The sequence below is a fragment of the Lysobacter panacisoli genome, assembly GCF_009765165.1.
GTDB lineage: Bacteria > Pseudomonadota > Gammaproteobacteria > Xanthomonadales > Xanthomonadaceae > Lysobacter_J > Lysobacter_J panacisoli.
In genome coordinates, this window is the sequence record NZ_VLNU01000001.1 from 1251740 (window position 1) to 1278107 (window position 26368).

The following is a 26368-nucleotide window of genomic DNA, read 5'->3' on the forward strand; positions in this document are numbered from 1 at the left end:
CGACGACTCAGGCGGCTCAGGCGGCGCGGCGTTGCTCGATGTGCGCGGCCAGGGCGCGCAGCGAGGCGAAGATGCGGCGGTTCTCGTCGCTGTCGGAGCGCAGCTGGAAGCCGTACTTGCCGGAGATGGCCAGGGCCAGCTCCAGGGCGTCGATCGAGTCCAGACCCAGGCCTTCGCCGAACAGCGCCGCCTCGGGGTCGATCTGCTCGGGCGTCACGTCCTCGAGGTTGAGGCTCGACACCAGCAGCTGCGCCAGTTCGCGTTCGACGGGGCTTTGTTCAGACATCGGGGAATCCAGGACGGTACTTCGAGAGGACGCAACGATCCGGCAAAGGGCGGCCCGGTGCAACCGGGTCCGCGCGGCCGTGCCCGGAGCTGGGGCGCCACGGAGCCTCGCCGGCCCTTCCCTTATCATTCGCGGCATGACCGAATCCGCTTCTGCGACCGGGCCGGCCCGAACCCCGGCCGAGCTGAACACGCCCCCGGCCGAACCCGCCCACCTCGACACCGACGTGCTCGTGGTCGGCGGCGGCCCCGCCGGCACCACCGCCGCCACCCTGCTCGCCCGCAAGGGCTGGAAGGTGTTGCTGCTGGAGAAGGACGCGCATCCGCGCTTCCACATCGGCGAATCGCTGTTGCCGATGAACCTGCCGATCCTCGAACGCCTCGGCGTGCTGGAACAGGTGAAGGAGATCGGCACGTTCAAGCCCGGCGCCGAATTCCCGATCGTCGACGAGCACGGCATGCCCGCCACCGGCGACGACTACAACACCTTCCGCTTCGACCGCGCGCTCAACCCGCGCTTCGGCTACGCCTACCAGGTCAAGCGCGAGGAGTACGACCAGCTGCTGTTCCGCAACGCGCAGGCCAGTGGCGTGGATGCGCGCGAGCGGCACAAGGTAGAGCGCGTCGATTTCGGCGCCGACGGGTGGCCGTCGATCGTGCACGCGCGCGATGCGGATGGCGTCGCCCTCACGGTGCGTGCGCGCTACATCGTCGACGCCAGCGGTCGCGACACGTTGTTCGGCAACCAGCTCAAGCTCAAGAAGAAGAACACGCTGCACCAGTCGGCGGCGATCTTCAGTCACTTCACCGGCGTGGAGCGCCGCGCCGGCGAGGACGCGGGCAACATCACCGTGCAGCGCTTCGCGCACGGCTGGATGTGGCTGATCCCGCTGCGCGAGGGCGTGATGAGCGTGGGCGCGGTGTGTTTCCCCGAGTACCTCAAGACGCGCCGCGGCGAGAACGAAGCGTTCCTGATGAAGACGCTCGAATCCGAACCGCAAGTGCGCAAGCGCATGCAGGAGGCGCAGCGCGTGGCACCGGTGCACGTCACCGGCAATTACTCCTACACCTGCACGCGCATGCACGGCCCGGGCTGGGTGATGGTGGGCGACGCGTACGCGTTCGTCGATCCGGTGTTCTCCTCCGGCGTGTACCTGGGCATGAACAGCGCCGAGCAGGCCGCGCAGGTCGTCGATGGCGCGCTGCGCGATCCGTCCAGCGAATCGCGCCTGCAACGCGAAATGGACACGCGCCTGCGTCGTGGCCTCAAGCATTTCCAGTGGTTCATCTACCGCTTCACCACGCCGGTGATGCGCCACCTGTTCAACCATCCGCGCAACGTGTGGCAGGTCGAGCAGGCGGTGATCTCCATGCTCGCTGGCGACGTGTTCGACAATCCGGCAGTGCTGCGCCGTCTGCGCCTGTTCCGCTTCATCTACACGATGACCGCGATCAGCATGGCGCCGCAGGCGCTGCGCGGCTGGCTGCGCCGTCGTCGCCAGGTGGGCGTGGATGTCGGCCTCGCCGGCAACGCCGACACGCTGCAGCCGGGCCCGGAGACGCGCTCGTGAGCGCGGTTCATCCGCTGCCGCTGGCGCCGCGCTGGACGGTGGACTACGTCGACACGACGCCCGAAGCAGCGCTCGCCAGCGAGGACACGCTCGCGGTGATCGGCTTCGGCCGCAACGCGCCCGTGCACGACGATCCGCGCTACCTGCGCGTCGCGCTGGAACCGTTTGGCCCGGCGCCGCTGGAAGTCTGGCGCGGCAGCGGTCCGGTCGCGCGCGGCCGAGATGGCGACCTCGCCTGGGCCGAGGACGGCGCGCTGCAGTTCGGCGCGATCGAACTCGACGAGCGCGAAGGCGAAGACGGCGGCAGCGACATCGAGGCGACGGCCGATCGCCTGTACCGCCGCTTGTCGGACGTACTCGCGCAGCGCGGTTACCCGCACCTGCTGCGCGTGTGGAACTACCTCGACGGCATCACCCTCGGCGAAGGCGATGAAGAGCGCTATCGCCAGTTCTGCGTCGGCCGTGCGCGCGGACTCGGTTTGGTCGACACGCAGACGCTGCCGGCCGCGACCGCGATCGGCCGCGTCGACGACGCTCGCCGCCTGCAGGTGTACTGGCTCGCCTCGCGCGCGCCGGGCACGCCGCTGGAGAATCCGCGCCAGATCAGCGCCTACCGTTATCCGCGCCAGTACGGCCCACAGCCGCCGAGCTTCGCCCGCGCGATGCTGCCCCCGGTCGGCAGCGCGATGCCGCTGATGATCTCCGGCACCGCGGCCATCGTCGGCCACGAATCGCAGCACGCCGGATCGGTGCTCACCCAGCTCGGCGAAACGCTGGCGAATTTCGACAGCCTGCTCGCCGCGGCGCGCGCGCAGTGGCCGTCGCTGCCGGCGCAGTTCGGCCCGCAGTCGCACCTGAAGGTGTACGTGCGCCACGTCGATGAGATCGAGGCGGTCGCGCGCGAACTCGACGCGCGCTTCGGCCCCGACGTCCCGCGTGTGCTCCTGCATGCCGCCGTGTGTCGCCGCGAACTGCGCGTGGAGATCGACGGCGCGCACGCGTGACTTGAGCCGCTCTCCTTCGGGAGAGCGCGTGGCGCGTCCTACAGCCCGCCCGACACGTCCACCAGGCTGCCGGTCATGTACGAAGCCTCGTCCGAGAGCAGCCACACGATCGCGCGTGCGATCTCGTCCACTTCGCCGCCGCGCTGCATCGGGATGCGCGCTTTCACCCGGTCCACGCGCCCGGGCTCGCCGCCGCTGGCGTGGATCTCGGTGTAGATGGACCCGGGACGCACCGCGTTGACGCGGATGCCCTCGGCGGCGACTTCCTTCGCCAGGCCCAGCGTCAGGGTGTCGATCGCCGCTTTCGACGCGGCGTAGTCGACGTACTCGTTCGGCGATCCCAGCCGCGACGCGACCGAAGACACATTGACGATCGCGCCGCCGTGGCCGCCATAGCGCGTGGACATGCGCCGCACCGCCTCGCGCGCGCATAGGAAACTGCCGACGACGTTGGCGTTGAACACGCGCGTGAGGCGCTCGGCGTCCATCTCCTCCACCCGCATCTGCCGTTCGAGGATGCCGGCATTGTTGACCAGCGCGGTGACTTCGCCGAAACGGCGATCGACGAATTCGAACAGCCGCAGCACGTCGGCCTCACGCCCGACGTCGGCCTGCACCGCCATCGCCTCGCCGCCTTCGCGCTCGATCTCCTGCACGACGGCATCGGCCGCATCCTGTCGGTTGAGGTAGGCGACGCAGACGCGATAGCCGCTGCGCGCCGCGCACAACGCGGTCGCCGCGCCGATGCCGCGACTGCCGCCGGTAACGATCACGATCCTGTCCATGCGGGCCTTCCTTCGCGCAGGAATGTCGCGTTACAGCCGCTTTCGGTAGACGTGCTGGGTCTTGGTGCGGGTGAAGCCCGCGCCTTCGTAGAACGGATGCGATTCGGTGCGGACGATGTTCGAACGCACCATCACGTCGGCCACGCCGAGTTCGCGCGCCCAGTCCTCGGCCGCGCGCACCAGCGCCTGGCCGATGCCGCGACGGCGCGCGCGATCGTCCACGACCAGTCCGACGATTTCCACGCGTTCGCCGAGTTCGAGCATCAGGCGATGCTCGATCGCGACGAACCCCAGCAGCGTGCGATCGTCGTCGGTCGCGACGATCACCGGATGGTCGGCGGAGACGAGCAGGCGGCGCAGGCGCGATGCGAAGGTCGTCTCCTGCTGTGGATAGCCCAACTGCGCCGACAGACGCGCGAGTTCGGCGGCATCGTCCAGCCGCGCGCGACGCAGCGTCGCCGCCGCGTCGTGCCGTCGCGCATCGCCGGTCATCGGCTTATGCGCCTTCGCGCAACCAGCGCGCTGCGTCGAGTGCGTAGTAGGTCAGAACGCCGTCGGCGCCGGCGCGCTTGAACGCGAGCAATGCTTCCATCGCGGTCATGCGCTCGTCGAGCCAGCCATTCTGCGCGGCGGCCTTGAGCATCGCGTACTCGCCCGACACCTGGTACACGTACGTCGGCACGCGGAACTCGTCCTTCACGCGACGCACGATATCCAGGTACGGCATGCCCGGCTTCACCATCACCATGTCGGCGCCTTCGTCGAGGTCGAGCGCGACTTCCGTCAACGCTTCGTCCGAGTTGGCCGGGTCCATCTGGTAGGTGTACTTGTTGCCCTTGCCCAGCGCCGCGGCGGAACCCACCGCGCTGCGGAACGGACCGTAGAACGCGCTGGCGTACTTGGCGCTGTAGGCGAGGATGCGCGTGTTGATCAGTCCTGCTTCTTCCAGCGCGCCGCGGATCGCGCCGATGCGGCCATCCATCATGTCGCTGGGCGCGACCACGTCGGCACCGGCCTGCGCGTGCGAGAGCGCCTGCTTCACCAGCGCGTCGACGGTGATGTCGTTGAGGATGTAACCCGTGTCGTCGATCAGGCCATCCTGGCCGTGCGTGGTGTACGGATCGAGCGCGACGTCGGTGATGACGCCCAGCTCGGGGAAGCGCTGCTTGAGCGCACGCACCGCGCGCTGGACGATGCCGTCTTCGCGCCATGCGATCGCGCCGTCGGCGGTCTTGCCGTCGCCGGGCACGCCGAACAGCGTCAGCGCCGGTACGCGCAGCTCGCTGGCCTGTTCGGCCACGCGCAGCAGTTCGTCGATCGACAGGCGCTCCACGCCTGGCATCGAAGCGACCGGTTCGCGGCCATCGCGCTCATGCACGAAGACGGGATAGATCAGGTCGTTGGTGGTGAGGACGGACTCGCGCATCAGCCGGCGCGAGAACTCGTCGCGGCGCATCCGCCGCGGGCGTGCGTGGGGGTAGCTGCTCATGGCGCGACATTGTACGCCCGCACCCTCTCCCTGGCCGCCTGCGGCGGCCTGTCCCTCTCCCGCAAGGGGAGAGGGAACACGTTCCACCTCTCCCCTTGTGGGAGAGGTCGACGCGCATCGCGCGTCGGGAGAGGGGTGCTTACGCCGAATACACCCGATACCGCAAAGGTTCCAACCCCAACACGCTGCCCGGCGCGGGCGTGGTCAGACCCGGCGTGGCGACGGAGTCCAGCTCGACCGGCCGCGACTGCCCCGCCACCGCCAGCTCCAGCGTGATGCGGTCGGCCAAGCGGTGGGCGGCGACCACGCGCGCATCGATGCCCGATCCCGCCTCGCCCAGCGCGAAGTCGTGCGGACGCACGAACAGACGCGCCGGACCATCGGCGACATCCTCGGCCGGCAATGCCAACGCGTGGCCGTCGAGCACGAAGCGCCCGCCCTCCACGCGCCCGTCGAGCACGTTCGCGCGGCCGATGAAGTCGAACACGTAGGACGACGCCGGCGCGCTGTAGATCTCATCCGGTGTGCCGACCTGTTCGATGCGCCCTTCGCGCAGGACGACGATACGGTCGGCGAGCTCCAGCGCTTCTTCCTGGTCGTGGGTGACGAACAGCGTCGTCTGTCCGGTGCGCTCATGCAGTTCGCGCAGCCAGCGGCGCAGTTCGACGCGCACCTTCGCATCGAGAGCACCGAAGGGTTCGTCGAGCAGCAGCACGGTCGGATCGATCGCCAGCGCGCGCGCCAATGCGACGCGCTGCTTCTGTCCGCCCGAAAGCTGCTCGGGATAACGGCCGCCGAACTCGGGAAGCTGGATCAGGCCGAGCAGTTCTTCGACGCGTCGCGCGATCGTCGCCTTGTCCGGACGCCGACGACGCGGACGGCTGCGCAGGCCGAAGGCGATGTTCTCGGCCACGGTCATGTGCTTGAACAATGCGTAGTGCTGGAACACGAATCCGACGTTGCGTTCGCGCAGGCTCAGGCGCGTGGCGTCGTCGCGGCCGAACAGCACCTGGCCGGCGTCGGGATGCAGCAGGCCCGCGATCACGCGCAGCAGCGTGGTCTTGCCCGAACCCGAGGGGCCGAGCAACGCGACCAGTTCGCCCGCGGCGACGTCGAGGTTCACGCCATCGAGCGCGGCGACGCCCGAGTAGCGCTTGCTCAGCTGGCGCAGGTGCAGGTCCATGCCGCTCCGGGTCGGATGCCGCACGGTGGCGGCGGACGCGCCGAGGGTGCCAGAGTCCTGCGACGCGGTCGAATGCGGCGCCGTCACGGCGCTGCGATCGGTGCGTCGCGGGCGTTCGGCAATGCCGGCGGTGAAGGACGGGTCAATGCCGACGGTGGGATTTCGCAAGGGCGTCGCCATGACGTGCCTCCAGCCAGAACTTCAGGATCAGGGTGATCAGCGCGAGTCCGGTCAGCAGCGACGCCGCAGCGAATGCGGCCGTGCTGTCGAACTCGTTGTAGAGGATCTCGATATGCAGCGGCAGCGTGTTGGTCAGGCCGCGGATGTGGCCAGACACCACGGACACCGCGCCGAACTCGCCCATCGCGCGCGCCGAGCACAACAGCACGCCGTACAGCAGGCCCCACTTGATGTTCGGCAGCGTCACGCGCCGGAACATCGTCCACGCGCCGGCACCGAGCGAACGCGCGGCGAGCTCTTCGTCCGCGCCCTGCTGCTGCATCAGCGGGATCAGTTCGCGCACCACGAACGGGAACGTGATGAACAACGTCGCCAGCACGATGCCGGGTCGCGCGAACAGGATCTTGACGTCGTGTTCCTGCAGTAGCGATGCGAACCATCCGCTGGAACCGAACAGCAGCACCAGGCACAGACCCGCGACCACCGGCGACACCGCGAACGGCAGGTCGATCAGCGACAGCAGCAGTTGCTTGCCGCGGAACTCGAAGCGCGTCACCGCCCACGCGGTGAACATGCCGAACACCGCATTGACCGGCACCACTATCGCGACGGTGAACAACGTGAGCTTCAACGCCGCCACCGCGTCGGGCTGCGTCAGCGCTTCCAGCCATGCCTTGAAACCATCGCCGAACGCCGCGCCGAGCACCATCAGCAGCGGCATCACCACCAGCGCGGCCATCACCAGCATCGCCAGACCGATCAGCGTCCAGCGCAGCCATGCGGGTTCCTGCAGGTCGCTGCGCGCGCTCATGTGGATACCTCGTGACGTGCGAACTCACGCATCGCGGCGCGCTCCCTTGCGTTCGTGCGCGAACAGCGACGGGATCGCGTTGATCGCGAGCAGGCACACGAACGACGCGGCCAGCAGCAAGGCCGCGATGGCGATGGCGCCGGCGTAGTCGTATTCCTCCAGGCGGATGGTGATCAGCAGTGGCGCGATCTCGGTCTTGTAGGGCAGGTTGCCGGCGATGAAGATCACCGAGCCGTACTCGCCGAGCGCGCGCGCGAATGCGAGCGAAAAGCCCGTGAGCAGCGCGGGCAGCAGTTCGGGCAATACCACGCGACGCAGCGTGGTCAGGCGCGAGGCGCCGAGCGAGGCAGCCGCTTCCTCCTGCTCGTGGCCGAGCGCTTCCAGCACCGGTTGCACCGTGCGCACCGCGAACGGCAGGCCGATGAAGATCAGCGCGATGACGATGCCGATGGGCGTGTAGGCGATCTTGATGCCCATCGGTTCCAGCCAGCGACCGACCCAACCATTGGCCGAGTAAATCGCGGTCAGCGCGATGCCGGCCACCGCGGTCGGCAATGCGAAAGGCAGATCGACGAGCGCGTCGAGCAGGCGTCGTCCCGGGAAGCGATAGCGCACGATCACCCACGCCACCAGCGCGCCGGCCAGCGATGCCACCAGTGCCGCGACCAGCGATGCGCTGAAGCTGAGCTTCAGCGACGCCTGCACGCGCGGGTCCTGGATCGCGCGCAGCCAGCCGTCCATGCCCAGTCCCGCCGCGCGGATCGCCAGCGCCGCCAGCGGCAACAGCACGACCACGCTCAGCCATGCCAGGCCGAGGCCGAGGCTCAGGCCGAAGCCCGGCAGCGGCCGGCGGCCCCGGCGCGCGAGTGGGAGCGGGAGGGAGAGGGTCGACATTTCAGTGCGCGTGGACGATGAGGTTGTGTGGCCAGGCCGCTGTCATTCCCGCGAAGGCGGGAATCCAGGCTTCCGGCGCATCACACCGTCCGGAAGCCGGAGTGTCGCCGGGCCGTTGGATCCCCGCCTTCGCGGGGATGACAGCATTGCGACGAACGTGCACCGCCATCACCGCGGTCGGTAGATCTTGTCGAAGAAGCCGCCGTCGGCGAAGTGCTCCGCCTGCGCCTTCTTCCAGCCGCCGAATGCGGTGTCGATCGTCACCTGCTTCACCTGCGGAAAGCGGGCGAGTTCCGCGGCCGGCACCTTGTCGGGCTCGGACGGGCGATAGCCGTGCTTCGCGGCCAGGCGCTGTCCTTCCGGCGAGTACAGGAACTGCAGGTAGGCCTCGGCCTGCTTGCGCGTTCCGTGGCGGTCGATGTTCTTGTCGACCCATGCCACCGGCGGCTCGGCCTTGATGCTCAGGCTCGGCACGACGATCTCGTACTTCGCGCGCGTGTCGGCGTCGGACAAGGTGAGCAGCGCTTCGTTCTCCCACGCCAGAAGCACGTCGCCGATGCCGCGTTCGACGAAGGTCGTGGTCGCGCCACGCGCGCCGGTGTCGAGCACGGGCACGTTCTTGAACAGGCGCGTGAGGAAATCGACCACCTTGTCGCCGTCGCGGTATTCCTGCGAGGCCCAGGCCCATGCGGCGAGGTAGTTCCAGCGCGCGCCGCCGGAGGTCTTCGGGTTCGGCGTGATCACCGCCACGCCCGGCTTCACCAGGTCGCCCCAGTCGCGGATCTGCTTCGGGTTGCCCTTGCGCACCAGGAACACGATGGTCGAGGTGTAAGGCGAGCTGTTGTGCGGCAGGCGCTTCTGCCAGTCCGTCGGCAACAGCTTGCCGTTGGTGGCGATGGCGTCGATGTCGGCGGCCAGCGCGAGCGTGACCACGTCGGCCTCGAGGCCGTCGATCACCGCGCGCGCCTGCTTGCCCGAACCGCCGTGCGAGGCGCGGATGTTGAGCGTCTCGCCGCTCTGCTGCTTCCACTGCGCGGCGAAACGCTGGTTGACGTCGGCGTAGAACTCGCGCGTGGGATCGTACGAAACGTTGAGCAGCTCCACGTCCTTGGCCGATGCCGCGCCCGCGGCGAGCGCGAGCGTGAGGCCGAGCAGCACGTTGCGAAGATGGGTTTTCATGGCGCTTCCCTGGGGTCGGAATCGGAAGGGTCAGAACGAGAACTGGGCGCGCGTGAAGAACGCCTTCTCGTCTTCGCGGTCCGCGCCGGCCGGCGCGCCACCGTCGAATTCGGTCTGCGTGAAATTGGCGACGAGCTTGAAATTGGCGTTGAGGTACCAGTTCACGCCCAGGCCCCAGGATGTCGCGTTGCGCGCGACCGCGTTCGGGTCGGCGAACACGGGGAAGGCGTCGTCGTCGATGTCCAGCTCTCCGTACCTCGCAACCAGTTCCCACGCCCCCCAGCCTGCACTGCCGACCGTAAAAGGATGGTTAGGCCGCGCCACGCCGCGGTATCCGGCGTCTTCGCCGGTGAGCACGTAGCCGGCCACGAGCTGCCAGGCGCGATGATCGAGCGATTCGCGCGCGCCGCTGGCAGGCAGCAGTACTTCCTGGCGCGAGCTGATGTATTCGCCGATCACACCGAACGCGTTGCGGTACCAGTAGGCCTGCGGCGACCAGCGTGTGTGTTCGCCGTCGGCAAGCACTGCGCTGCGGTAGTTGAAGAACTGCACCTGTCCCGGCGTGCGGTAGCGCGGCAGGAAGTTGTTGCCGGTGCCTTCCTTGTCGCCGCTGCTGCCGGCGATGCCGAAGCCCAGGCCGGAGAATGCGTTGGAGTCGTTCTTCCACGGCTCGACGAACACGCGTCCGGCGAATTCGAAATTGTTGTCGGGATTGGTCGTCACCGCATCGCGGCCATCGACCGTGCCGTTGTAGACGCCGAGTGCATAGTTGACCGTCGAGCCGGCGAATTCGCCCTGCAGTTGCAGGCCGATGTCGCGGCCGGGCGCGAGTTCGCCGGGCAGGCCCAGCTCGATCAGTTCGGTCGCGCCACTGGCCTGCAGGCGCTCCAGTCCGACCGGGCTCTTGGTCTTGCCGATGCGCAGCGTCGCGCGCGGATCGAACTTCACGTCGATCCATGCATCGAGCAGCGTCACGCTGTCGCCGGCGAGTTCCGGCGTGAGGCGGAACGCGAGCAGCGGGCCCCAGTTGCCTTCGAGGTTGAGCTGGGCGCGACGCCACAGGAAAGTGTCGTTCTGCGGTACCGCGTCGTCGTCGATGTAGAAGCGACCATCGGCCTGCACCAGACCACGCAGGCGCAGCTCCACGTCGCCCGGCGGCGGCGATTTCACCGCCAGGCCCTTGCTCGCGCTCAGGCTCACGGTCGGCGTGCTGGCGGCCTTGGCCTCGGCTTCCTCGGCCTGCAGTTCGAGTCGGCGTTCGATCACGCGCAGGCGCTGGTCGAGATCGGCCAGTCCGTTGGCGTCGGCGGGCGCCGGGGTCGCCGAGGCGGTGCCAAGGCGCTGTTCGATCGCCTGCAGGCGGCGCGCGAGCTCCTCCACCGTCGGCGGTGCGGACTGCGCCTGCACCGGGCCCGCCAGCGCGCAGGCGAGCGCGCTTCCGGCCAGCAGGGGGACGGACGATCTTCGCGTTCGGTCATTGCGCATGGGTGGGGCTCCGTTGGGGGGAGGATCAGCCTCCGGGAATCCGGCGGCACGCGGCGAATGTCGCCGCCGCCCGCCGTGAACGGAAAGGCGGGCGCGTCATGCGCTCATGCCGAAGCGGCATGAGCGCGGGGCGAAGCGAAAGATTTCGTGAAGCCAGGGGCGAAGATGGCAGCGCCCGCGGACCCGCGCCTTGCCGTGGGTCAAGAAAAGACCGGCGCCTTGCGGCGCCGGTCCGAGTGGAACGCACAACGATGCGGTTACGGCTTCAGGTTGGTCGCCGTGCACACCAGGATCGCCGCGCCCTGCAACGGATGGATCAGCTTCGCGTTGCGCAGGCGGTGCTGCAGATCGACCATGCACTGCACGTACTTGCCCGGGTTCTTGGCCGAGACCTTGCACAGGTTGTTCCAGGCCTGCACGTTGGCGCCGACGATGAAGCCACCCGGTTCGAGCAGATCGACCGTGGTGTTGCACTTGCCGATCTTCGCCGCGCCGTTGTTCACCTTCCAGCCCATGTCGCGGTACAGCGCCGGCGTCAGGTCGACGTTGTACTGCGCCTGCACCGTCGGCGTGTCGAACGGCTCCATCAGCGCGTTCGGCGCGAGTGCGGTGTCGTAGTGCGAGAAGGTGGAGCCCGGTGCGACGACGCTGGGCGCATACAGACGCACGCGACCGGTGTCGTCGGCACCCTGCAACAGCACCGGATCGACCTCGAACGTCACGTTCACCGGCAGGTTTGCCTTGAACGTGTTGCCGTCGGCCAGGGTGATGCGGATCGCCGGGATGGTGATGTTCGGATCGCTGCCGCCCAGATCCGGCGGTGGCGAACCGGCCACGTTGTCGGCCACGACCATGCCGATGCCACCGGCGGCCTGCACGTTCGCGGCCTTGATCACGAAGCCGCAGGTGCCGCGATCGACCAGCACGAACTTGCCGGCCACGGCCGCCGCATTCGTCAGCGCCGAGCACGCGTCGGTAGTGCTCGGACCGGCCGCATCGGCGGCATCGGCTCCCAGCACGACCTGCCCGGTGAAGTTGGCCGGCGATACCGGCGGGCCGAAGCTCGCGGTGCCGTACAGGTAACGCCCGGCGATGCCGGCGGGCGCGGTCACGGTGAGGTACTGGCGGTTGTCGAGCACCAGCGCCGCTTCGTTCTTCACCCGATTGCCCGACCACACCAGTCGTCCGGCAGTCCGCATGGCGAGTGCGCGCTGTGCCGGCGTGCTGGCTGCGTTGTTGAAGCCGATGTTGGTGACGTTGTCGAACGCGTTCTGCGTGTATGCATCCGAACGCGGACCGGTGCCGTCGAAATCGAGGAACTGGCCGGTGGACTTGTCGAGGAAGCCCTGGAAGCCAAGGCCGTGCCCGATTTCGTGCATCACCACGTTGAGGAAGTTGATCCCGCCCGTCGGTGTCTTGCCGTCGAGACCGTAGTACCACGTGGTCCCCGCGAGGCAGTCGGGCTTGCCGAGATCGCCGTTGAAGCGCGAGATGATGTCGGCCGGATCGGCCGGATCGGGATCGAGGTCGACGCCGGCCAGCGAATCGGCAAGCGCGGCGTTGTACCAGATGCCCGCGATCGGCGCGTTCGGGAAGTCGCGATCGACCCAGTTCGCGCCGGCCGAGCCGAGCGTGGCGCCGGTGGCCGTGCAGTTGAGGCGCTGGAACGTGGCGCCGACCTTGATCGGCACGTCGCTCTTGAGCACCGAACCCCACAGGTCCATCGCGAAGCGGTAGACGATCTGACGCTGTTGGCCGACCGTCGTGCCGGGGTTGAGCCCGACCGGCGTGGCCGGCGTCGGATCGTCGAGACCGAGTCCGGTACCGGCATCGCCGTTGAGGAGCACGAGCTGCGCCGCGTTGGCGCTGAAGGTGAGTGCACCGGCCACGGCCAGCGCGCAAGCGAGAAGGTGCTTTCTCATTTCAGCAGCTCCTCGTTGTTGGCGGTGTCGTGGCTGGTGTCGTCGGCATGCGCTTCGCCGACGTGTTCGACGACGATCTGTCCCGAGGCATCGCGATGCGCGACGACCGAAGTCATCTGCGACTCGGGCACCTTCACCGACACGCCGCCGTGCGCATTACGACGCGCGGTCGCACGCGCCGCGGCCGCATCGGTCGGCGCACTGAACGTCTTCGCCATCGCTGGCGCGACCCTGGCGTGCTGCCCCTGGGTGAGCGCCTGGTCGAGCTGCGCGCTCTCGCTCGCCGTGAGCGGGCGCAACTGCCCTGTCTCGGCGTCGATGCCGACCTTGACGCCGGCGTAAGTCACTTGATGCGTAGCGGACTGTGCATCGGCGGCGTGGGCGTTGAAGCAGAGCCCAAGCGCGATGCCTGACAACCAAAGCGCGGATCCGATCCTTTTCATGGGTCAAGTCCCGATCTGAAGGTGATGGAACACCCCCGCGATTGACCATCGCGATGATTCGACCGTGGGGATGCAATCTGGGCTTCCCCCTTCAGCCCGCGTCGAGTGTGCGCCCGCGTGCGCGCACGCCACAAGCCCGCGCTGCAACATCGCGCGGCGCTACGTATTCAGGCGAAAAAAGCGGTCACGCGCATGCGGCGCGTGACGACGGCGTTCACATGGCCGGCTTCAGATGATGCCGCCGCCGATGCCGAGCCGCACGATGCCGACGATGATCACGATGCCGTTGAGCACCAGGCCGGTCTTGGCGCGACCACGATTGCCCGCGCTGGTGAAGAGGATGCCGATCGCGGCGATGATCGCGCCGACCGCAGCGAAGGGAATCAACAGCCAGTTGCCCCAACCCAGCAGCGGAATCAGGGCGATCACCATCCAGATCATGGCGACGATGCCCCAGAGCAGGCTGATCAGACCCATTGCGAGTTCCTCGTGAGTGGCCGGCCAGGTGGACGGCTTCGACTGCCGAGATTAGTGATCGCGACGGCGCGCGAACAGGGCGCTCCGACGAAACGCCCGAATCCGCCCCCGAATCGGCGATCCGGGTTGCCGGACGGCACCCAGCCCGACTCACCCCGCGCAACCGCCCTTCCCTTGCGCTGCCGGTGCCTTCATCCGGTAGAGGTCCATCTTCCCCGCACGCGGCGCCTTGGCCGAGCCGCTGACGAGCAGTTCGCCGGGCTTGTTCCAGTCCAGCGCCGGACCGAGCGTGGTGCCGTCCTCGATGTTGAACGACAGCGCCAGCGGACCCGCCTCGTCGTAACGCGCGCCGTCGCAATGGGCGACGAACAAACGCACCGGTTTCGTCGCCGGGTCCTGCGAGCGCGCGAACACCAGCGTGCGCCCATCGCCAAGCCATGCGGCGTCGAATTCGTCCGCCTTCGTGTTGATACCCGCAAGCGGCTGCGGATCGACGAAGGCCTTGCCGTCCCAGCGCGCCGAGAGCAGATCGTGTCCGCCCTTGCCGCCGTGTCCATCGCTGGCGAACAACAGGCGCTGGCCGTCGCGGCTCGGCGTCGGCGCCCATTCGTCGCCGCGCGTGTTGACGCCGCGACCGAGGTTCTCGACCGCGCCGAAGCCGTCGGCCTTCACCGACGCACGGTAGAGGTCGTCGCCGCCCATGCCGCCGGAGCGGTTGGAGAAGAAGTAGAGCCACTTTCCATCCGCGCTGAACAGCGGATCGAAATCGTTGGCCGGCGAGTTGATCGACAGCGGCTTCGCGTCCTGCCAGCGGCCATCCTTCAGCCGCGCCTGCCACAGGTCCCAGCCACCGGCACCGCCTTCACGGTCGGTACTGCCCCAGACGATATGCTGTCCGTCCGGACTGACGCTGCCGCGGATCTCGCTGGCCCTGGTCGATACCACGCCCATGCCTTCGATGCCGAACTCGGACAGGAAGGCCGACGCAGGCCCGGACAACACGACGACACCGACGACGCCCGCCGCCAGTACTACACTCGGAACCAAGGCCGACTTGCGTCGCATCGTGCGTCTCCTGTCTTTGTGATCCCCAGTCTATGCGAGGGCCCACCGTGTCCAACTTCGCTTCCGTCGCAAATCCGGCCGTCGTGAAACGCTTCGCCGTCATCGGCCATCCGGTGGCGCACTCGCTGTCGCCGCGCATCCACGCCGCGTTCGGACGGCAGACCGGGATCGCCCTGGAATACACCGCGATGGACGCGACGCCGGAGCTGTTCGACGCGATCCTGGCGGAGTTCGCGGCCGAAGGCGGTGTCGGCGCCAACGTCACGCTGCCACACAAGGGCCGCGCCGCCGCGTCGTGCACGACGCTGAGCGAACGCGCGCGTCGCGCGGGCGCGGTGAACACGCTGGTACGCACCGCGACCGGCTGGGAAGGCGACAACACCGATGGCGTCGGCCTGGTGCGCGATCTCACCGAACGCCACGGACTGGACCTGCGCGCGCGCCGCACCCTGCTGATCGGCGCCGGCGGCGCGGCGCGCGGCGTCGCGCCGGCGCTGCTCGATGCCGGCATCGGCGACCTGTTCATCGTCAACCGCACGCCCGAGCGCGCCGACGCGCTGGCCGACGCACTGTCGATGCCGGGCCGCGTGCATCCGCGCTACCTGCGCGACATCGGTTCGCTCGGCACCTTCGACCTGATCGTCAACGCCACCTCCGCCGCGCGTGCGGACGGCCTGCCCGCATTGCCGATGGCATTGGCCAACCCACGCACCGCCGCCGTGGACCTGAGCTATGGCGAAGTGGCGATTCCGTTCCTCGCCTGGGCGCGCGCCGCCGGTTCGCGCGACTGCATCGACGGACTGGGCATGCTGGTCGAACAGGCGGCCGAGAGTTTCCAGCGCTGGCACGGCGTGCGCCCGGAAACCGACGAGGTCTTCGAGGAACTGCGCGAACACCGCGCGGAACTCGTCACCGCCGACTGAAACGACGCTTCGTCATGGACTGCCGCGCCCACTGCGGCGCGTGTTGCATCGCGCCTTCGATCACCTCGCCGATTCCCGGCATGCCGCACGGCAAACCGGCAGGAATGCCGTGCGTGCAACTCGACGACGACTATCGCTGCCGGTTGTTCGGCCGTCCGGAGCGCCCCGCGTTCTGCGCGTCGCTGCGGCCGTCGATGGAGATGTGCGGCCCCTCGCGCGAGGCCGCACTGGAATCGTTGGACCGGCTGGAACGACTGACGCAGCCGATCCCGGCGTAGCTCAGGACTCCGGCACCCACACGAAGTTATCGCCGTCCTTCTTCACGTGGCCGATTCCAGGGAACGGGAAGTGCACCGCGTACACGCGCACGTTGCCATCGGCCGCACGCTGCAGCAGCGCACGACGGCTGGCCTGCGCGACCGGCGCTTGCTGGTCCCACTGCACGGTCCACTCCGGACGTTGCACCGAGATCACGTGGTGGTGTGCGGTGTCGCCGATGTAGAGCAGGCGTTCGTTGCCCGAAGCGATCTCGTACGCGCTGTGGCCCGGCGTGTGGCCATCGACGGCGACCGCCTTCACCACGCCCGGGACGATCTCCGCGTTCGGCGCGAACGTCGCGACCTTCGGGGTGATCGCCGCGACCAGCTTCGCGGCGCCGGCATCGACCTTCAGCGCGTCCCACTCCGGCTGGGAGACGTGGATGGCGGCGTTCGGGAATGCGAGCGTGCCTTCGCGCGTGAGCAGTCCGCCCGTGTGGTCGGGATGCGCATGCGATAGGAAGATGTCGGTGACCTGCGCGGGTTCGACGCCAGCGGCGCGCAGCGCATCGGCCAGATGTCCGGCACGCGCGAACGAAGCGTCGCCCGCGCCGGTGTCGAACAGCAGCACGCGCGCGTCGCTGCGCACCAGCAGCGGCTGGATGCTCAGGTGCATGGCGTCGGTCGGCTGGCCGGCGGCGGTCAGCAACGCGTTCACGTCGGCAGCCGGCTGGCCGATGGCGAACGTCTTGCCGTCGTTGGCGACGTCGATCGTGCCGTCCTTCAGCGCGACGGCATCGAGCGTGCCGATGCGGAAGCGGAACAGGTCGGACGCACTCGCGGGCGCGGGTGCGCTCGTCGTGGTCGTTGGCGGGGCCGTGGTTGCCGACGCGTCGGTGGCGGCGGGCGGGCGATCGGAACAGGCGGACAGCGTCGCGCCGGCGATCACGGCGGCGACCAGAACGGAAAGGCGGTTGCGGATCATCGTGACGATGCCTTGTATGGAAAGGATGGGGGTCCGCTCCGCGCGACGCGCGGTCGGCGACGTCATGCTGCGCCCTCCGCGTCCGCGCGCCAAGGGCGCGGACGCACCGGAATCACAACAGACCGTCGCGCTTCACCGACAGGTATTTCTCGACCAGCGACGCGGCGAGCTCGTCGCAAGACACGTCGAGGACCATCACACCGTGGCCGCGCAGCGCTTCGTGCGCGGCATTGCGCTGTTCGAGGTACTGCGCGGTGGCGCCGGCACGGATCGCTCCATGCAGATCCTGCACCGGCTCGGCGAGCGCGCCATCGAGCGCGGCCTCGCGCAGGCTCGCTACGCACACGAGGTGTCGCTTGCGCAGCATGCGCACGGCGGCGAGCACGTCGTCCATGTCCTCGTCGCGCAGGTTGGTCACCAGCATCACCAGCGAACGGCGGCGCTGGCGCAGCGTGAGTTCGGTGGCGGCGGCGAGGAAATCCGTCGCGACCGGGCGCGGCTGCAATGCATAGCTCGCGCGCAGCAGTTCGTCGATCGCGCCGACACCGCGACGCGGCGGCACCCACGCGCTTTCGCCACCGCTGGCGAGCAGGCCGACCGCGTCGCCCTGGCGCAGCGCGAGGTAGGCCACCACCAGCGCCGCATCGAGCACGTGGTCGAAATGCGCGAGTTCGCCATCGCGGGCGAGCAGGCGGCGGCCGGTGTCGAGCAGCAGAACGAGCTGCTGGTTCTTCTCGTCCTGGTATTCGCGCGAGATCAACCGACGCGCGCGCGCCGTCGCCTTCCAGTCGATCTGGCGCAGGCTGTCGCCAATGCGGTATTCGCGCATCTGGTGGAAATCGGTGCCTTCGCCGCGACGACGACGCAGATGGGCACCGACCAGGCGCGAGGCCTGCTCGGCACTGAACATGGCGAAGCGTGCCAGCGGGGCGAAGTTCGGGAACACGCGCACCTGCTGCGGTGCGCCGGCCACGCGCGACTGCCACCACAGGCGCAGCGGCGAATGCAGGCGAAGCTGCACTCCGTCGAACCGGAAATCGCCGCGCGCATTGGCACGCAGGTGGTAATCGAACGACGCGACCTCACCGGCGCGCAGGCGCACGCGTCGCGGCAGGCCCTGCATGGGCCAACCGCCGGGATGCAGGTCGAACACGTCCACGCGCTGACCGTTCGCGGCCTCAAGATCCAGCGTGACGGCGCGCTCGATGCCGACCGGCCAGGTTTCCGGGATGCGCCGCGCGACCTGCGGCGTGGCGCGGCGTACGACCGCCGCCGCATCGGCCAGCAACATCAGCGCCAGGCCCGCGCCGGCCGCGTACCAGGCCCACGATTCGATGCGTTCGAACACCACCGCAAGGCCAAGCAGCGACCACAGCACGAGCAACGCCAGCGTCGCCGGCGCGGGGCGCGGCCAGCGGCGTGGCGAGGCGAGCCCGTCTTGCGGCGCGCTCACTGGCGCGGCGCCTCCACCTTCGACAACAGCGCGTGCAGCACGTCGTCGGGCGACTGGCCTTCGATCTGCAGTTCCGGCGCGAGCGCGATGCGGTGGCGCAGTGCCGGCTTGGCGATCTCGCGCACATCGTCGGGCGTGACGAAATCGCGACCCGACAGCACCGCTTGCGCGCGCGCCGCGCGGATCAGCGCGAGGCTGCCGCGCGGGCCTGCACCAAGCGCGATGCCGGCCCAGTCGCGCGTGGTGGCGACGATGCGCACGGCGTAGTCGATCACGGCCTCGTCCACCGCGGTCTGCGCGGTGCCGGCCTGCATCGCCACGATGTCCTGCGGGCCGATCACGCGCGCGACCTGCGACAGGTCGAAGTCGGACGCGCTGCGGCCCTGGCTCACCGCCGTGACCATGCGCTTCTCGTCGGCGCGCGAGGGATAACCGATCAGCACCTTCAGCAGGAAGCGGTCGAGTTGCGCTTCCGGCAGCGGATACGTGCCTTCCTGCTCGACCGGGTTCTGCGTGGCGAGCGTCAGGAACGGCGGCGAGAGCTGGAAGCTGTGGCCTTCGATGGTGACCTGCAGTTCCTGCATGGCCTCCAGCAGCGCGGACTGCGTCTTGGCCGGCGCGCGGTTGATCTCGTCGGCGAGCAGCAGGTTGGTGAACACCGGGCCGCGACGGATGTTGAACGTCTCGGTCTTCGGGTTCCACACCGCGTGGCCGCTGATGTCGCTGGGCATCAGGTCGGGCGTGAACTGCACGCGCGCGAAGCCGCAATCGAGCGCGCGCGACAGTGCGCGCACCAGCAGCGTCTTGCCGAGTCCGGGCACGCCTTCGATCAGCACGTGGCCGCCGGCGAGCAGCGCGATCAGGATCTGGTCGAGTACGTCGGCCTGACCGATGAAGGCCTTGCCGACTTCCTCGCGCACGGCGGCGGCGCGTTCGGCCAGCGCATCGCCGGTGATCGGGACCAGGGGCACAACGGTGTCAGCGTTCATGGCGAAGACTCTGGGTTGCTGGGTCGAAGGGAGTTGCGCATGCGCACCAGCAGCGCGATGCGCTGGCGGAATGCGGTGCGGTCGCGCGGGTCCGGCGTGGACAGCGCATCGCGGATGTCATTGGCGTTCAGGCCGAAGCGTTCGGCGAGCATCGCTGCCTGCACGTCGCCGCCCTGGGCCGCGGCCTGCGGATCGCGCCGGCGCAGGCGTGCGAGGAACGCGGTGCGCGCGGCCTCGTACAGTACGTCGCCATAACCGTAACGGTGGATGTGCTCGCCGCTGGCGACGATGTGCTCGATCAGCGAGCGCCGCTCCGCTGGCGGCGACGGCAGCAGCGGGCCGAAGCGCAGTGCGCGCCGCCACAGCCATGCGAACAGTGCAAGCAGCAGCGGCAGCCACACCATCCAGCTCTGGCGCAGCAGCGTCGACCAGAACGACGGCATGTCCGCCGCGTAGATCAGGTGCACGGTGCCATTGCCGTAATTGGGTGCGAGCAACTGCCGCGTCAGCGCGATGTGCGGCACGTCCTTGAGCTTGTCGTTGGTCAGGAAGTCGAATCCCGACACGACGTCGATCACGCCCTGCCCGTGCTTCATGCGCGCGAAGACGTAGTCGCCGGCCTCGTTGACCCATGCGCGCAGCGGTTCTTCGCCGTCGAGGGTGAACGCGCGCGCCTGGCAGAACTCGACGTGCCGGTCCTCGCCTTCGACCTGCAGGCCGACGCATTGGGGCGCGGCCTTGGCCGGCGTGATGCCCAGCGACGACAGCACCGGCACGCGTTCCTTGCCGGCGCCACTCGCCGGCACGCGCACCAGCAGGTGTCCGCCGGTGGCGACCCACTCCATCAGCGCGTCCGCGTCGGCCGTCGGCAGCGTGCGCGGATCGCTGTAGAGCAGCACGGTGTCGCTTCGGCCGAGGGTGAAACGGTCGCGCTGCAGGCGCTGGCGCGCTTCGGCTTTCACGCCGTCGGCGCGCAACGCGAGCTTGAGCACGTACAGCGGATTGGTGCGCGCCTCGCCGGTACGCGGGATGTCGACGAATTCCTCCGTGCGCACGTAGGTGCGGTTCCACCACCACACGGCGAGTGCGACGGCCGCAGCGAGCGCGAGCACGCCGAGTCCGATCAGCAGATTGCGACGCGTGTTGGTCATGGCGTCGCTCCGCGCGGCATCGCCGTGGACCAGGCGAAGCGTTCGGCCAGTTCGTGCAGCAGGCGTTCGAAGTCCTCCGCGCCCGGGAATCGCTGCGCGTACGCGGCGTATTGCCACGCACGCACGGCGCGCGCGAAGGCGTCGCGCTCCTCGGCCAGCGGCAGGCGGCGCGACACTCGCAGGACTTCCGCCTCGGTCGCACCGGGCACCAGCACGGCCTGCGTGCGGGTGGCCATCGACTCGACACTGGCGCGGTACATGAGCGCCAGCGCCTCGCGCTGCCGTCCTTCACGCCAGAGCCGGCGGATCGCCGTGGGCACATCGTCCGGCAACGGCGCCTGCGGCTCGTCCGCATCGCTGCGCCGCACTTCATCCGACTCCCGCGGCGCGCGCGTCAGTCCGCGACGGAACCAGCGCAGCCAGCGCGGCGAGGTGAGCAGCAGGATCAGCACGATCACGCCCACCACCGCCCACAAGCCGTACTCGCTGACGAGCGCGATGAACGCGCCAAGGCCGGCGAGCGGCGGGACCTTCGGCTTCTGCGGCGGCTTCTTGGGTTCCTCGGCGCGTGCCTTCCAGGTCACGATCTTGCGCTTGGGCGTCACCGTGGGATCGGCATAGGCGCGCTTGACCGCATTGCGCAGACCGCGATCGTCGGCGAGGCCGGTGCCGTTCCGCGCGGTGCGCGTGCCGGTGGACGCATTGCCGGCCGTGCCGGCGGTGGCCGTCGTCTCGACCGGCGGCTCAGCAGGCTGCGTCTTCTGCGCATCGATGCCGTCGCGCAGGCCGCTGTCGTCCTCGACCGTGCCGAAGATGTCGTGCAGCGTCGCCGCAGGGATGTCGTCTTCTTCGTCTTCGTCTTCCGCCTCGTCGGCGGCGGTGCCCGACTGCTCCGCACCTTGCGCCGGCTGCGGCGGTTCCTGCGCGCGCGCTGGCAACGCCAGGGCGATCGCCAGCAGCAGCACCAGCGGCGCGGCCGCCTGCAGCAGGCGTGTGCGCATGCGGCGCAGCGCGAGTTCGATGTCCCAAGCTTCGATCTCGGTACGGCGGTTGAGGTACAGGCCGAAACCCGCGCCGACGTAGAACGGGCTGATCAGCGCCCATGCCATCCATGCCAGCAGGTTGGACAGCAGCGTGATCCAGACCGGCGCTTCCTGCAGCAGTTTCCACACGCGGTTGCCGAACTGTTCGAGATATTCGTTCGGCACGAACATCACCGCGATGCCGGCGAATCCCAGGTACAGCGCGAGTTCGAAGTGCACGCACACCAGCGTCAGCAGCGTGCCCACGCCGTGCACGGGCGAACCCAGCGCGCGGCGGCGCTGCCGCGCCTGCGCGCCTTGCGCGCCTTCGAGCAGATCGACCGGCAGGTACAGCGAGCGTACCGGGCTGAGGCGACGCCACGTCAGGTAGGCCGGCATCCAGCGCAGCCCCCAGCGCAGCTGCGCGTGCAGTGTCTGCCGCGTCGTCGGCACTTCGCCGAAGACCGCGCGAGAGAGCACGAACAGCGGGATGCGGTCGAACAGCGGCTTCAACCACCACACCACCAGACCGGCGAGCCACAGCACGTCGAACGACCACGCCAGCAGGTTGACCAGCGCGAACATCGGCAAGCTCAGCAGCAGCCACGGTTTCCAGATCGCAGCCGCATGGCGGCGCGTAAGCGCGGTGCCGAGTTCGACCGCTTCCCAGGCCGAGCGCGGACGCAGTGCGACGGTGAGCGCTTCGATCTTCATGCGCTCGCGTCCTCGTGCGCGCGGTCGCGTCCGCCCAGCAGCAGCCACGCCGCGGTCAGCGTCCACAGCACGCCGCCGACGGTGTACTTGATCCACGCCGGCATCCACGCGATCGACGACCAGAACGCTTCGACGAACGCGGCGAACACGAGCATCGCCAGCACGCCCACGCACAGCAGCGCACCGCGCCGGCCGCCCTCGAGCAGCGAATCGATCCGCCGCTTCTGCCCCGGCGCGACCAACGACAGGCCCAGGCGCAGGCCCGCGCCACCGGCAATCACTATTGCGGTCAGTTCCGGCGCCGAATGCCCGGCGACGAAACGCCAGAACGGATCGCCGTGGCCGACCGCCTGCAGGTGCCCGGCGATGCCGCCGATCATGATGCCGTTGGTGATCAGCACGACGATCGCGCCGACGCCGGCGATCAGGCCGCTGGCGAAGGTCCGGAAACCGATGCTGACGTTGTTCCAGACGTAGTGGCCGAACATCGCCAGGTCGGTGCCGCTGTCGCGGCCGAGCTTGCGCGCCGGATCGGCCGGGTCGTACATGTGCTCGAACTCGCGCAGCTGCATCGGTTCGAACAGCGACGAGGACAGGTCAGGCGTCCACACGATGGCCGCGAACACGACCAGCAGCGGCAGCCAGAACAGCACGAACGAAGCGAGCATGCAGCCGCGTTCGGCACGCACCAGGCGCGGGAATCCGGCGACGAGGAATTCCACCGCGCGACGCCAGCGCGGTGCGGGCGTGCGATAGAGCAGGCCGTGGCCGCGCTGCATCAGGTCCTGCAATCGCTCGGTCACGACCGGGCTGTAACCGCGCCGGCGCGCGAGCGCGAGCTGCTGGCAGAGGCGGCGATAGCGCGCGGGCATGTCGGCGTCGGCCAGTCCGTGCCAGCCGCGCCGCGACTTGCGCGCCTCACGCGCACTCGCGCCACGCTCGTCGAGCCACTGCTCGAAGGCGTTCCATTCCGGCTGGTGGCGCTGGACGAACAGTTCCTGCTTCATGTCAGCGTCGCCCCAGCAGCCAGTTGGCGATGCCGTACAGGCGCGTGACCGCGGCCGTCCCGCGTGCGCCGGTCAGCGGCTCGGCGAGGTCGGCGAGTTCAGCCTGGCGTGCTTCGGTGAGATGCGGCCCGCGTTCGCCGAACGCGACCAGCGCGGCCTGTTCGTACGGCCGCAGCGCCACCGATGGCGCCAGCGCGTGCTTGACCGGCGCAGGCGACGGTTCGTGCGGACGCGCGTCGTGCACGACCAGCGTGCCGGCGACCATGTCGCCCAGGCGCCGTCCCCACGGATCGAGCAGTCCCGCCACCAGTCCGGTGGCGTAACCGAACGGCAGCATGTCGACCACGCGCAACAGGTTGCGCGAGAACGCCGCCAGCCAGCCCACCGGCGCGCCATTGTTGGCGATCACGCGCAGCCCGAGCGCGCGCTTGCCGGGCGTGCGGCCGTTCCACATCGCCTCGAAGAGCACCGGATAGAACCAGTACACCAGGAACACCATCACCGCCTGGAAGCCGAATCCGCCGCGCCCGAGCAGGCCGAACACGATGCCGGAAACGAACACCATCGCCATGCGGATGAGGAAGTCGATCACCCACGCCAGCGCACGCGGCACGGGGCCGGCGGCGGGCAGGTGCAGGGCGACGCCCTCGGGCGTCACGACTTCCCGGTACGTGTCGAGCATCAGGCGTCCGTGCCGCTGGATGCCGGCGCATGCGCAATGCGGTCCTCGAAGCCTTCCATGTCCCCCGTTCCCGATCGTGTGCGGCCCGCGACCCCCTGTCGCGACTCGCGTACTACCCGGCCATGCCGAGGTAGCGGTCCTTCAATCGTACATAGTGCTCGGCACTGTAATGCAACTGCTCGATCTCGCGCTCGCCCAGGCGGCGCACGAAGCGCGCCGGGTTGCCGACCCACAGTTCGCCCTCGCCGACTTCCTTGCCCGGCGCGATCACCGCGCCGGCGCCGACGAAGCCGTGGCGATGCACGCGCGCGCCGTCGAGCACCTTCGCGCCCATTCCGATCAGGCAGAAGTCGTCCAGCGTGCAGGCGTGCAGGATCACGCCGTGACCGATGGTCACGTCGTTGCCGACCACCGTGGGCAAGCCGCCCGGTCGCGTGAACGGACCTTCGTGGGTGACGTGGATGATCGTGCCGTCCTGCACGTTGGTGCGCGCACCGATGTGGATGCTGTTGACGTCGCCGCGGATCACGCAGCCCGGCCAGATCGACGCGTCGTCGCCGATCGTGACCGCGCCGATCACCACCGCCGAGGGATCGATGTAGACCCGCTCGCCGTGGACGGGGAAGGTGTCGAGGTAGGGACGCATCGTCATGCCTCGATTTTACCGCGCCGCCGCGCGCAGCCGTCGCCGCAGGGCGCGAGGACGCGCTGGAGGCCCGTCCGCGACGCCCCCCGTCGCCGCCGTTTTCGCCCCTGCGTGGCGCGACGCGACGGGTCTACACTCCGCCGTATGGACATCACCGCCGACACCCCGCTGGACGAACTGGCCGCCACCCGCGAGCAGCTGCGCCGCGCCTGGCAGGCCCGCAAGCCCGACTTCGCACAGCGCCGCGCCGACCTGGAGCGCCTGCGCGAGGTGTTCCGCGCGCGTATCGGCTCGATGGACGAAGCGATCCGCGCCGATTTCGGCCATCGCAGCCAGCACGAGAACCTGCTGTCGGAAGCGATGATCGTGCTGGCGGAGCTCGACCACGCGCTGTCGCACCTGCGCCGCTGGATGCGGCCGCGCCGCGCCGCGGTGGGCTGGCGCTTCTGGCCGGCCAGTGCGCGGATCCGGCCGGAGCCGGTCGGCGTGGTCGGCATCCTCTCGCCCTGGAACTACCCGGTGAACCTGGCGCTGGTGCCGGTGGTGTCGGCCATCGCGGCGGGCAACCACGTCTACCTGAAGCCGTCGGAACACACCCCGCGCACCAGCCGCTGGCTGCGCGAACTGCTGTCGGAGGTCTTCCCGGCCGACCGTGTCGCCGTGGCGCTGGGCGGACCGGAAGTCGGCGCGGCGTTCGCGGCACTCCCGTTCGACCACCTGCTGTTCACCGGCTCCACCGCGGTCGGCCGCAAGGTCATGGCCGCGGCCGCGCCGAACCTGACGCCGGTGACGCTGGAACTGGGCGGCAAGGCGCCGGCCGTCGTGTGCCCCGACTATCCGCTCGAACGCGCCGCCGCGCGCATCGCCACCGGCAAGTGGTTCAACGCCGGGCAAACCTGCATCGGCGTGGACTACGTGCTGATCGACGCGCCGCGTCGCGATGCCTTCGTCGAAGCGCTGCGCCGCGAACTGCATGCGCGCTATGGCGACTTCAGTGCGCCGCACGACTACACCCGCATCATCAACGACGGCCAGTACGCACGACTGCGCCATTACGTCGACGACGCGCGCGCACGCGGCGCGACCGTCATCGAGCCGCTCACCGGCGACGCTCCCGACGATGCGCGCTCGCGCATGGCGCAGGACCGCATCTTCCCGCCGACCCTGGTGCTGGACCCGCCGATGGACTCGGAAGTGATGCGCAACGAGATCTTCGGCCCGATCCTGCCGGTGGTGTCGTACCGCACGCTCGACGACGCGCTCGCGCGCATCCACTCGATGGACCGCCCGCTGGCGCTGTATCCCTTCAGCGATGACGGGCGCAGCGTCGAGAAGATCGTCTCCGGCACGCTCGCCGGCGGCGTCACGGTCAACGACACGCTGCTGCATTTCGGCGCGCACGACCTGCCGTTCGGCGGCATCGGCCCGAGCGGCATCGGCGCGATCCACGGCCGCACCGGCTTCGACACCTTCAGCAAGCTGCTGCCGGTGTTCCGCCAGCGTCGCTGGGCCGGCAGCGACCTGCTCAAGCCGCCGTACCGCGGTTTCGTCGATCGCATGGTGCGCCTGCTGGCGCGCTGAACCGGCGCTCGAAACCCATCGCCACGTAGCGATTGCCACGCCATCCACGGCGGGGTTGCACTGCATCCAGAAAAAGTCTGATTGAGCCGGACGCACCGCGCGTCCTAAAAGCTCTGTGGTCGAGCCTGCTCGACATCCGCAGGGCCGATCCGCACAGCCAGTCCAGACGATTGCCATTCCCTGGC

At 69.2% G+C, this 26368-nt stretch carries 26 protein-coding genes; 5 read left to right on the forward strand and 21 right to left on the reverse strand.

The window, feature by feature from the left end; genetic code table 11:
- Positions 1 to 16: 16 nt before the first annotated feature.
- Entirely contained in the window at positions 17 to 286 is a 270-nt protein-coding gene (locus FOF45_RS06030) for a phosphopantetheine-binding protein (protein WP_158983076.1), read from the reverse strand.
- 136 nt (positions 287 to 422) lie between these two features.
- On the opposite strand from FOF45_RS06030, the gene FOF45_RS06035 reads away from it, so the two are divergent.
- Positions 423 to 1856 carry an NAD(P)/FAD-dependent oxidoreductase gene (locus FOF45_RS06035; RefSeq protein WP_158983077.1) on the forward strand — a complete coding sequence of 478 codons (1434 nt, stop codon included), beginning with the start codon at positions 423 to 425 and terminating at the stop codon, positions 1854 to 1856.
- Positions 1853 to 2860 (forward strand): chorismate transformation FkbO/Hyg5 family protein, encoded by a 1008-nt coding sequence (locus tag FOF45_RS06040; protein ID WP_425481896.1) that lies wholly within the window; start codon positions 1853 to 1855, stop codon positions 2858 to 2860. The genes FOF45_RS06035 and FOF45_RS06040 overlap by 4 nt, the downstream gene beginning before the upstream one ends.
- Before the next feature lie 38 nt (positions 2861 to 2898).
- On the opposite strand, the gene FOF45_RS06045 is transcribed toward FOF45_RS06040, so the two are convergent.
- From FOF45_RS06045 to FOF45_RS06100, 12 genes are all read right to left on the reverse strand, one after another.
- Positions 2899 to 3645, reverse strand: a complete 747-nt coding sequence (locus FOF45_RS06045) for an SDR family oxidoreductase (protein ID WP_158983078.1) — start codon at positions 3643 to 3645, stop codon at positions 2899 to 2901.
- Between the two features lie 30 nt (positions 3646 to 3675).
- Positions 3676 to 4137: a GNAT family N-acetyltransferase gene (locus tag FOF45_RS06050; protein WP_158983079.1), complete on the reverse strand. Its 462-nt coding sequence runs from the start codon at positions 4135 to 4137 to the stop codon at positions 3676 to 3678.
- 4 nt (positions 4138 to 4141) lie between these two features.
- The gene (gene hemB / locus FOF45_RS06055) at positions 4142 to 5134 is read right to left on the reverse strand and encodes a porphobilinogen synthase (RefSeq protein WP_158983080.1); all 993 of its coding nucleotides are present in this window, start codon (positions 5132 to 5134) and stop codon (positions 4142 to 4144) included.
- Positions 5135 to 5273: 139 nt separating this feature from the next.
- Positions 5274 to 6317, reverse strand: a complete 1044-nt coding sequence (locus tag FOF45_RS06060) for a sulfate/molybdate ABC transporter ATP-binding protein (protein ID WP_158987271.1) — start codon at positions 6315 to 6317, stop codon at positions 5274 to 5276.
- Positions 6318 to 6459: 142 nt separating this feature from the next.
- The gene (gene cysW, locus FOF45_RS06065) at positions 6460 to 7308 is read right to left on the reverse strand and encodes a sulfate ABC transporter permease subunit CysW (RefSeq protein ID WP_158983081.1); all 849 of its coding nucleotides are present in this window, start codon (positions 7306 to 7308) and stop codon (positions 6460 to 6462) included.
- 24 nt (positions 7309 to 7332) lie between these two features.
- On the reverse strand, positions 7333 to 8202 hold the full coding sequence (gene cysT, locus FOF45_RS06070) for a sulfate ABC transporter permease subunit CysT (protein WP_158983082.1): 870 nt from the start codon (positions 8200 to 8202) through the stop codon (positions 7333 to 7335).
- 168 nt (positions 8203 to 8370) lie between these two features.
- Positions 8371 to 9381 carry a sulfate ABC transporter substrate-binding protein gene (locus tag FOF45_RS06075; protein WP_158983083.1) on the reverse strand — a complete coding sequence of 337 codons (1011 nt, stop codon included), beginning with the start codon at positions 9379 to 9381 and terminating at the stop codon, positions 8371 to 8373.
- A gap of 30 nt (positions 9382 to 9411) precedes the next feature.
- Positions 9412 to 10866: an OprO/OprP family phosphate-selective porin gene (locus FOF45_RS06080; protein WP_158983084.1), complete on the reverse strand. Its 1455-nt coding sequence runs from the start codon at positions 10864 to 10866 to the stop codon at positions 9412 to 9414.
- A gap of 257 nt (positions 10867 to 11123) precedes the next feature.
- A complete protein-coding gene (locus tag FOF45_RS06085; RefSeq protein ID WP_158983085.1) occupies positions 11124 to 12788 on the reverse strand; it encodes a PA domain-containing protein in 1665 nt (554 codons plus the stop codon).
- Entirely contained in the window at positions 12785 to 13135 is a 351-nt protein-coding gene (locus tag FOF45_RS06090) for a post-PEP-CTERM-1 domain-containing protein (protein WP_233264064.1), read from the reverse strand. The genes FOF45_RS06085 and FOF45_RS06090 overlap by 4 nt, the downstream gene beginning before the upstream one ends.
- Before the next feature lie 324 nt (positions 13136 to 13459).
- The gene (locus FOF45_RS06095) at positions 13460 to 13708 is read right to left on the reverse strand and encodes a hypothetical protein (protein WP_158983087.1); all 249 of its coding nucleotides are present in this window, start codon (positions 13706 to 13708) and stop codon (positions 13460 to 13462) included.
- Positions 13709 to 13858: 150 nt separating this feature from the next.
- Complete coding sequence (locus FOF45_RS06100; RefSeq protein ID WP_158983088.1) at positions 13859 to 14773, reverse strand: TolB family protein; 915 nt, start codon at positions 14771 to 14773, stop codon at positions 13859 to 13861.
- A gap of 32 nt (positions 14774 to 14805) precedes the next feature.
- Between FOF45_RS06100 and aroE the strand changes: the two genes are divergently transcribed.
- Together aroE and FOF45_RS06110 are read left to right on the forward strand one after the other, a co-directional pair.
- Entirely contained in the window at positions 14806 to 15696 is an 891-nt protein-coding gene (gene aroE / locus FOF45_RS06105) for a shikimate dehydrogenase (protein ID WP_158983089.1), read from the forward strand.
- Positions 15697 to 15710: 14 nt separating this feature from the next.
- On the forward strand, positions 15711 to 15974 hold the full coding sequence (locus FOF45_RS06110; RefSeq protein ID WP_158983090.1) for a YkgJ family cysteine cluster protein: 264 nt from the start codon (positions 15711 to 15713) through the stop codon (positions 15972 to 15974).
- A 1-nt stretch (position 15975) separates the two neighbouring features.
- Here FOF45_RS06110 and FOF45_RS06115 read toward each other — a convergent pair whose 3' ends face one another.
- From FOF45_RS06115 to FOF45_RS06150, 8 genes are all read right to left on the reverse strand, one after another.
- The gene (locus tag FOF45_RS06115) at positions 15976 to 17004 is read right to left on the reverse strand and encodes an MBL fold metallo-hydrolase (RefSeq protein ID WP_199244444.1); all 1029 of its coding nucleotides are present in this window, start codon (positions 17002 to 17004) and stop codon (positions 15976 to 15978) included.
- A gap of 46 nt (positions 17005 to 17050) precedes the next feature.
- Positions 17051 to 18391, reverse strand: coding sequence for a DUF58 domain-containing protein (locus tag FOF45_RS06120; RefSeq protein ID WP_233264065.1), 1341 nt, complete (start codon positions 18389 to 18391; stop codon positions 17051 to 17053).
- A complete protein-coding gene (locus FOF45_RS06125) occupies positions 18388 to 19380 on the reverse strand; it encodes an AAA family ATPase (protein WP_158983091.1) in 993 nt (330 codons plus the stop codon). The genes FOF45_RS06120 and FOF45_RS06125 overlap by 4 nt, the downstream gene beginning before the upstream one ends.
- The gene (locus FOF45_RS06130; protein ID WP_158983092.1) at positions 19377 to 20531 is read right to left on the reverse strand and encodes a DUF4350 domain-containing protein; all 1155 of its coding nucleotides are present in this window, start codon (positions 20529 to 20531) and stop codon (positions 19377 to 19379) included. The genes FOF45_RS06125 and FOF45_RS06130 overlap by 4 nt, the downstream gene beginning before the upstream one ends.
- Complete coding sequence (locus tag FOF45_RS06135) at positions 20528 to 22267, reverse strand: DUF4129 domain-containing protein (protein ID WP_158983093.1); 1740 nt, start codon at positions 22265 to 22267, stop codon at positions 20528 to 20530. Before FOF45_RS06135 ends, FOF45_RS06130 begins: the two co-directional genes overlap by 4 nt.
- Positions 22264 to 23274, reverse strand: coding sequence for a stage II sporulation protein M (locus FOF45_RS06140; protein WP_158983094.1), 1011 nt, complete (start codon positions 23272 to 23274; stop codon positions 22264 to 22266). Before FOF45_RS06140 ends, FOF45_RS06135 begins: the two co-directional genes overlap by 4 nt.
- A gap of 1 nt (position 23275) precedes the next feature.
- Positions 23276 to 23956, reverse strand: a complete 681-nt coding sequence (locus FOF45_RS06145) for an RDD family protein (RefSeq protein ID WP_158983095.1) — start codon at positions 23954 to 23956, stop codon at positions 23276 to 23278.
- A 112-nt stretch (positions 23957 to 24068) separates the two neighbouring features.
- Entirely contained in the window at positions 24069 to 24608 is a 540-nt protein-coding gene (locus FOF45_RS06150) for a gamma carbonic anhydrase family protein (protein WP_158983096.1), read from the reverse strand.
- A 138-nt stretch (positions 24609 to 24746) separates the two neighbouring features.
- Between FOF45_RS06150 and FOF45_RS06155 the strand changes: the two genes are divergently transcribed.
- On the forward strand, positions 24747 to 26183 hold the full coding sequence (locus FOF45_RS06155) for a coniferyl aldehyde dehydrogenase (RefSeq protein WP_158983097.1): 1437 nt from the start codon (positions 24747 to 24749) through the stop codon (positions 26181 to 26183).
- Positions 26184 to 26368 lie beyond the last annotated feature (185 nt).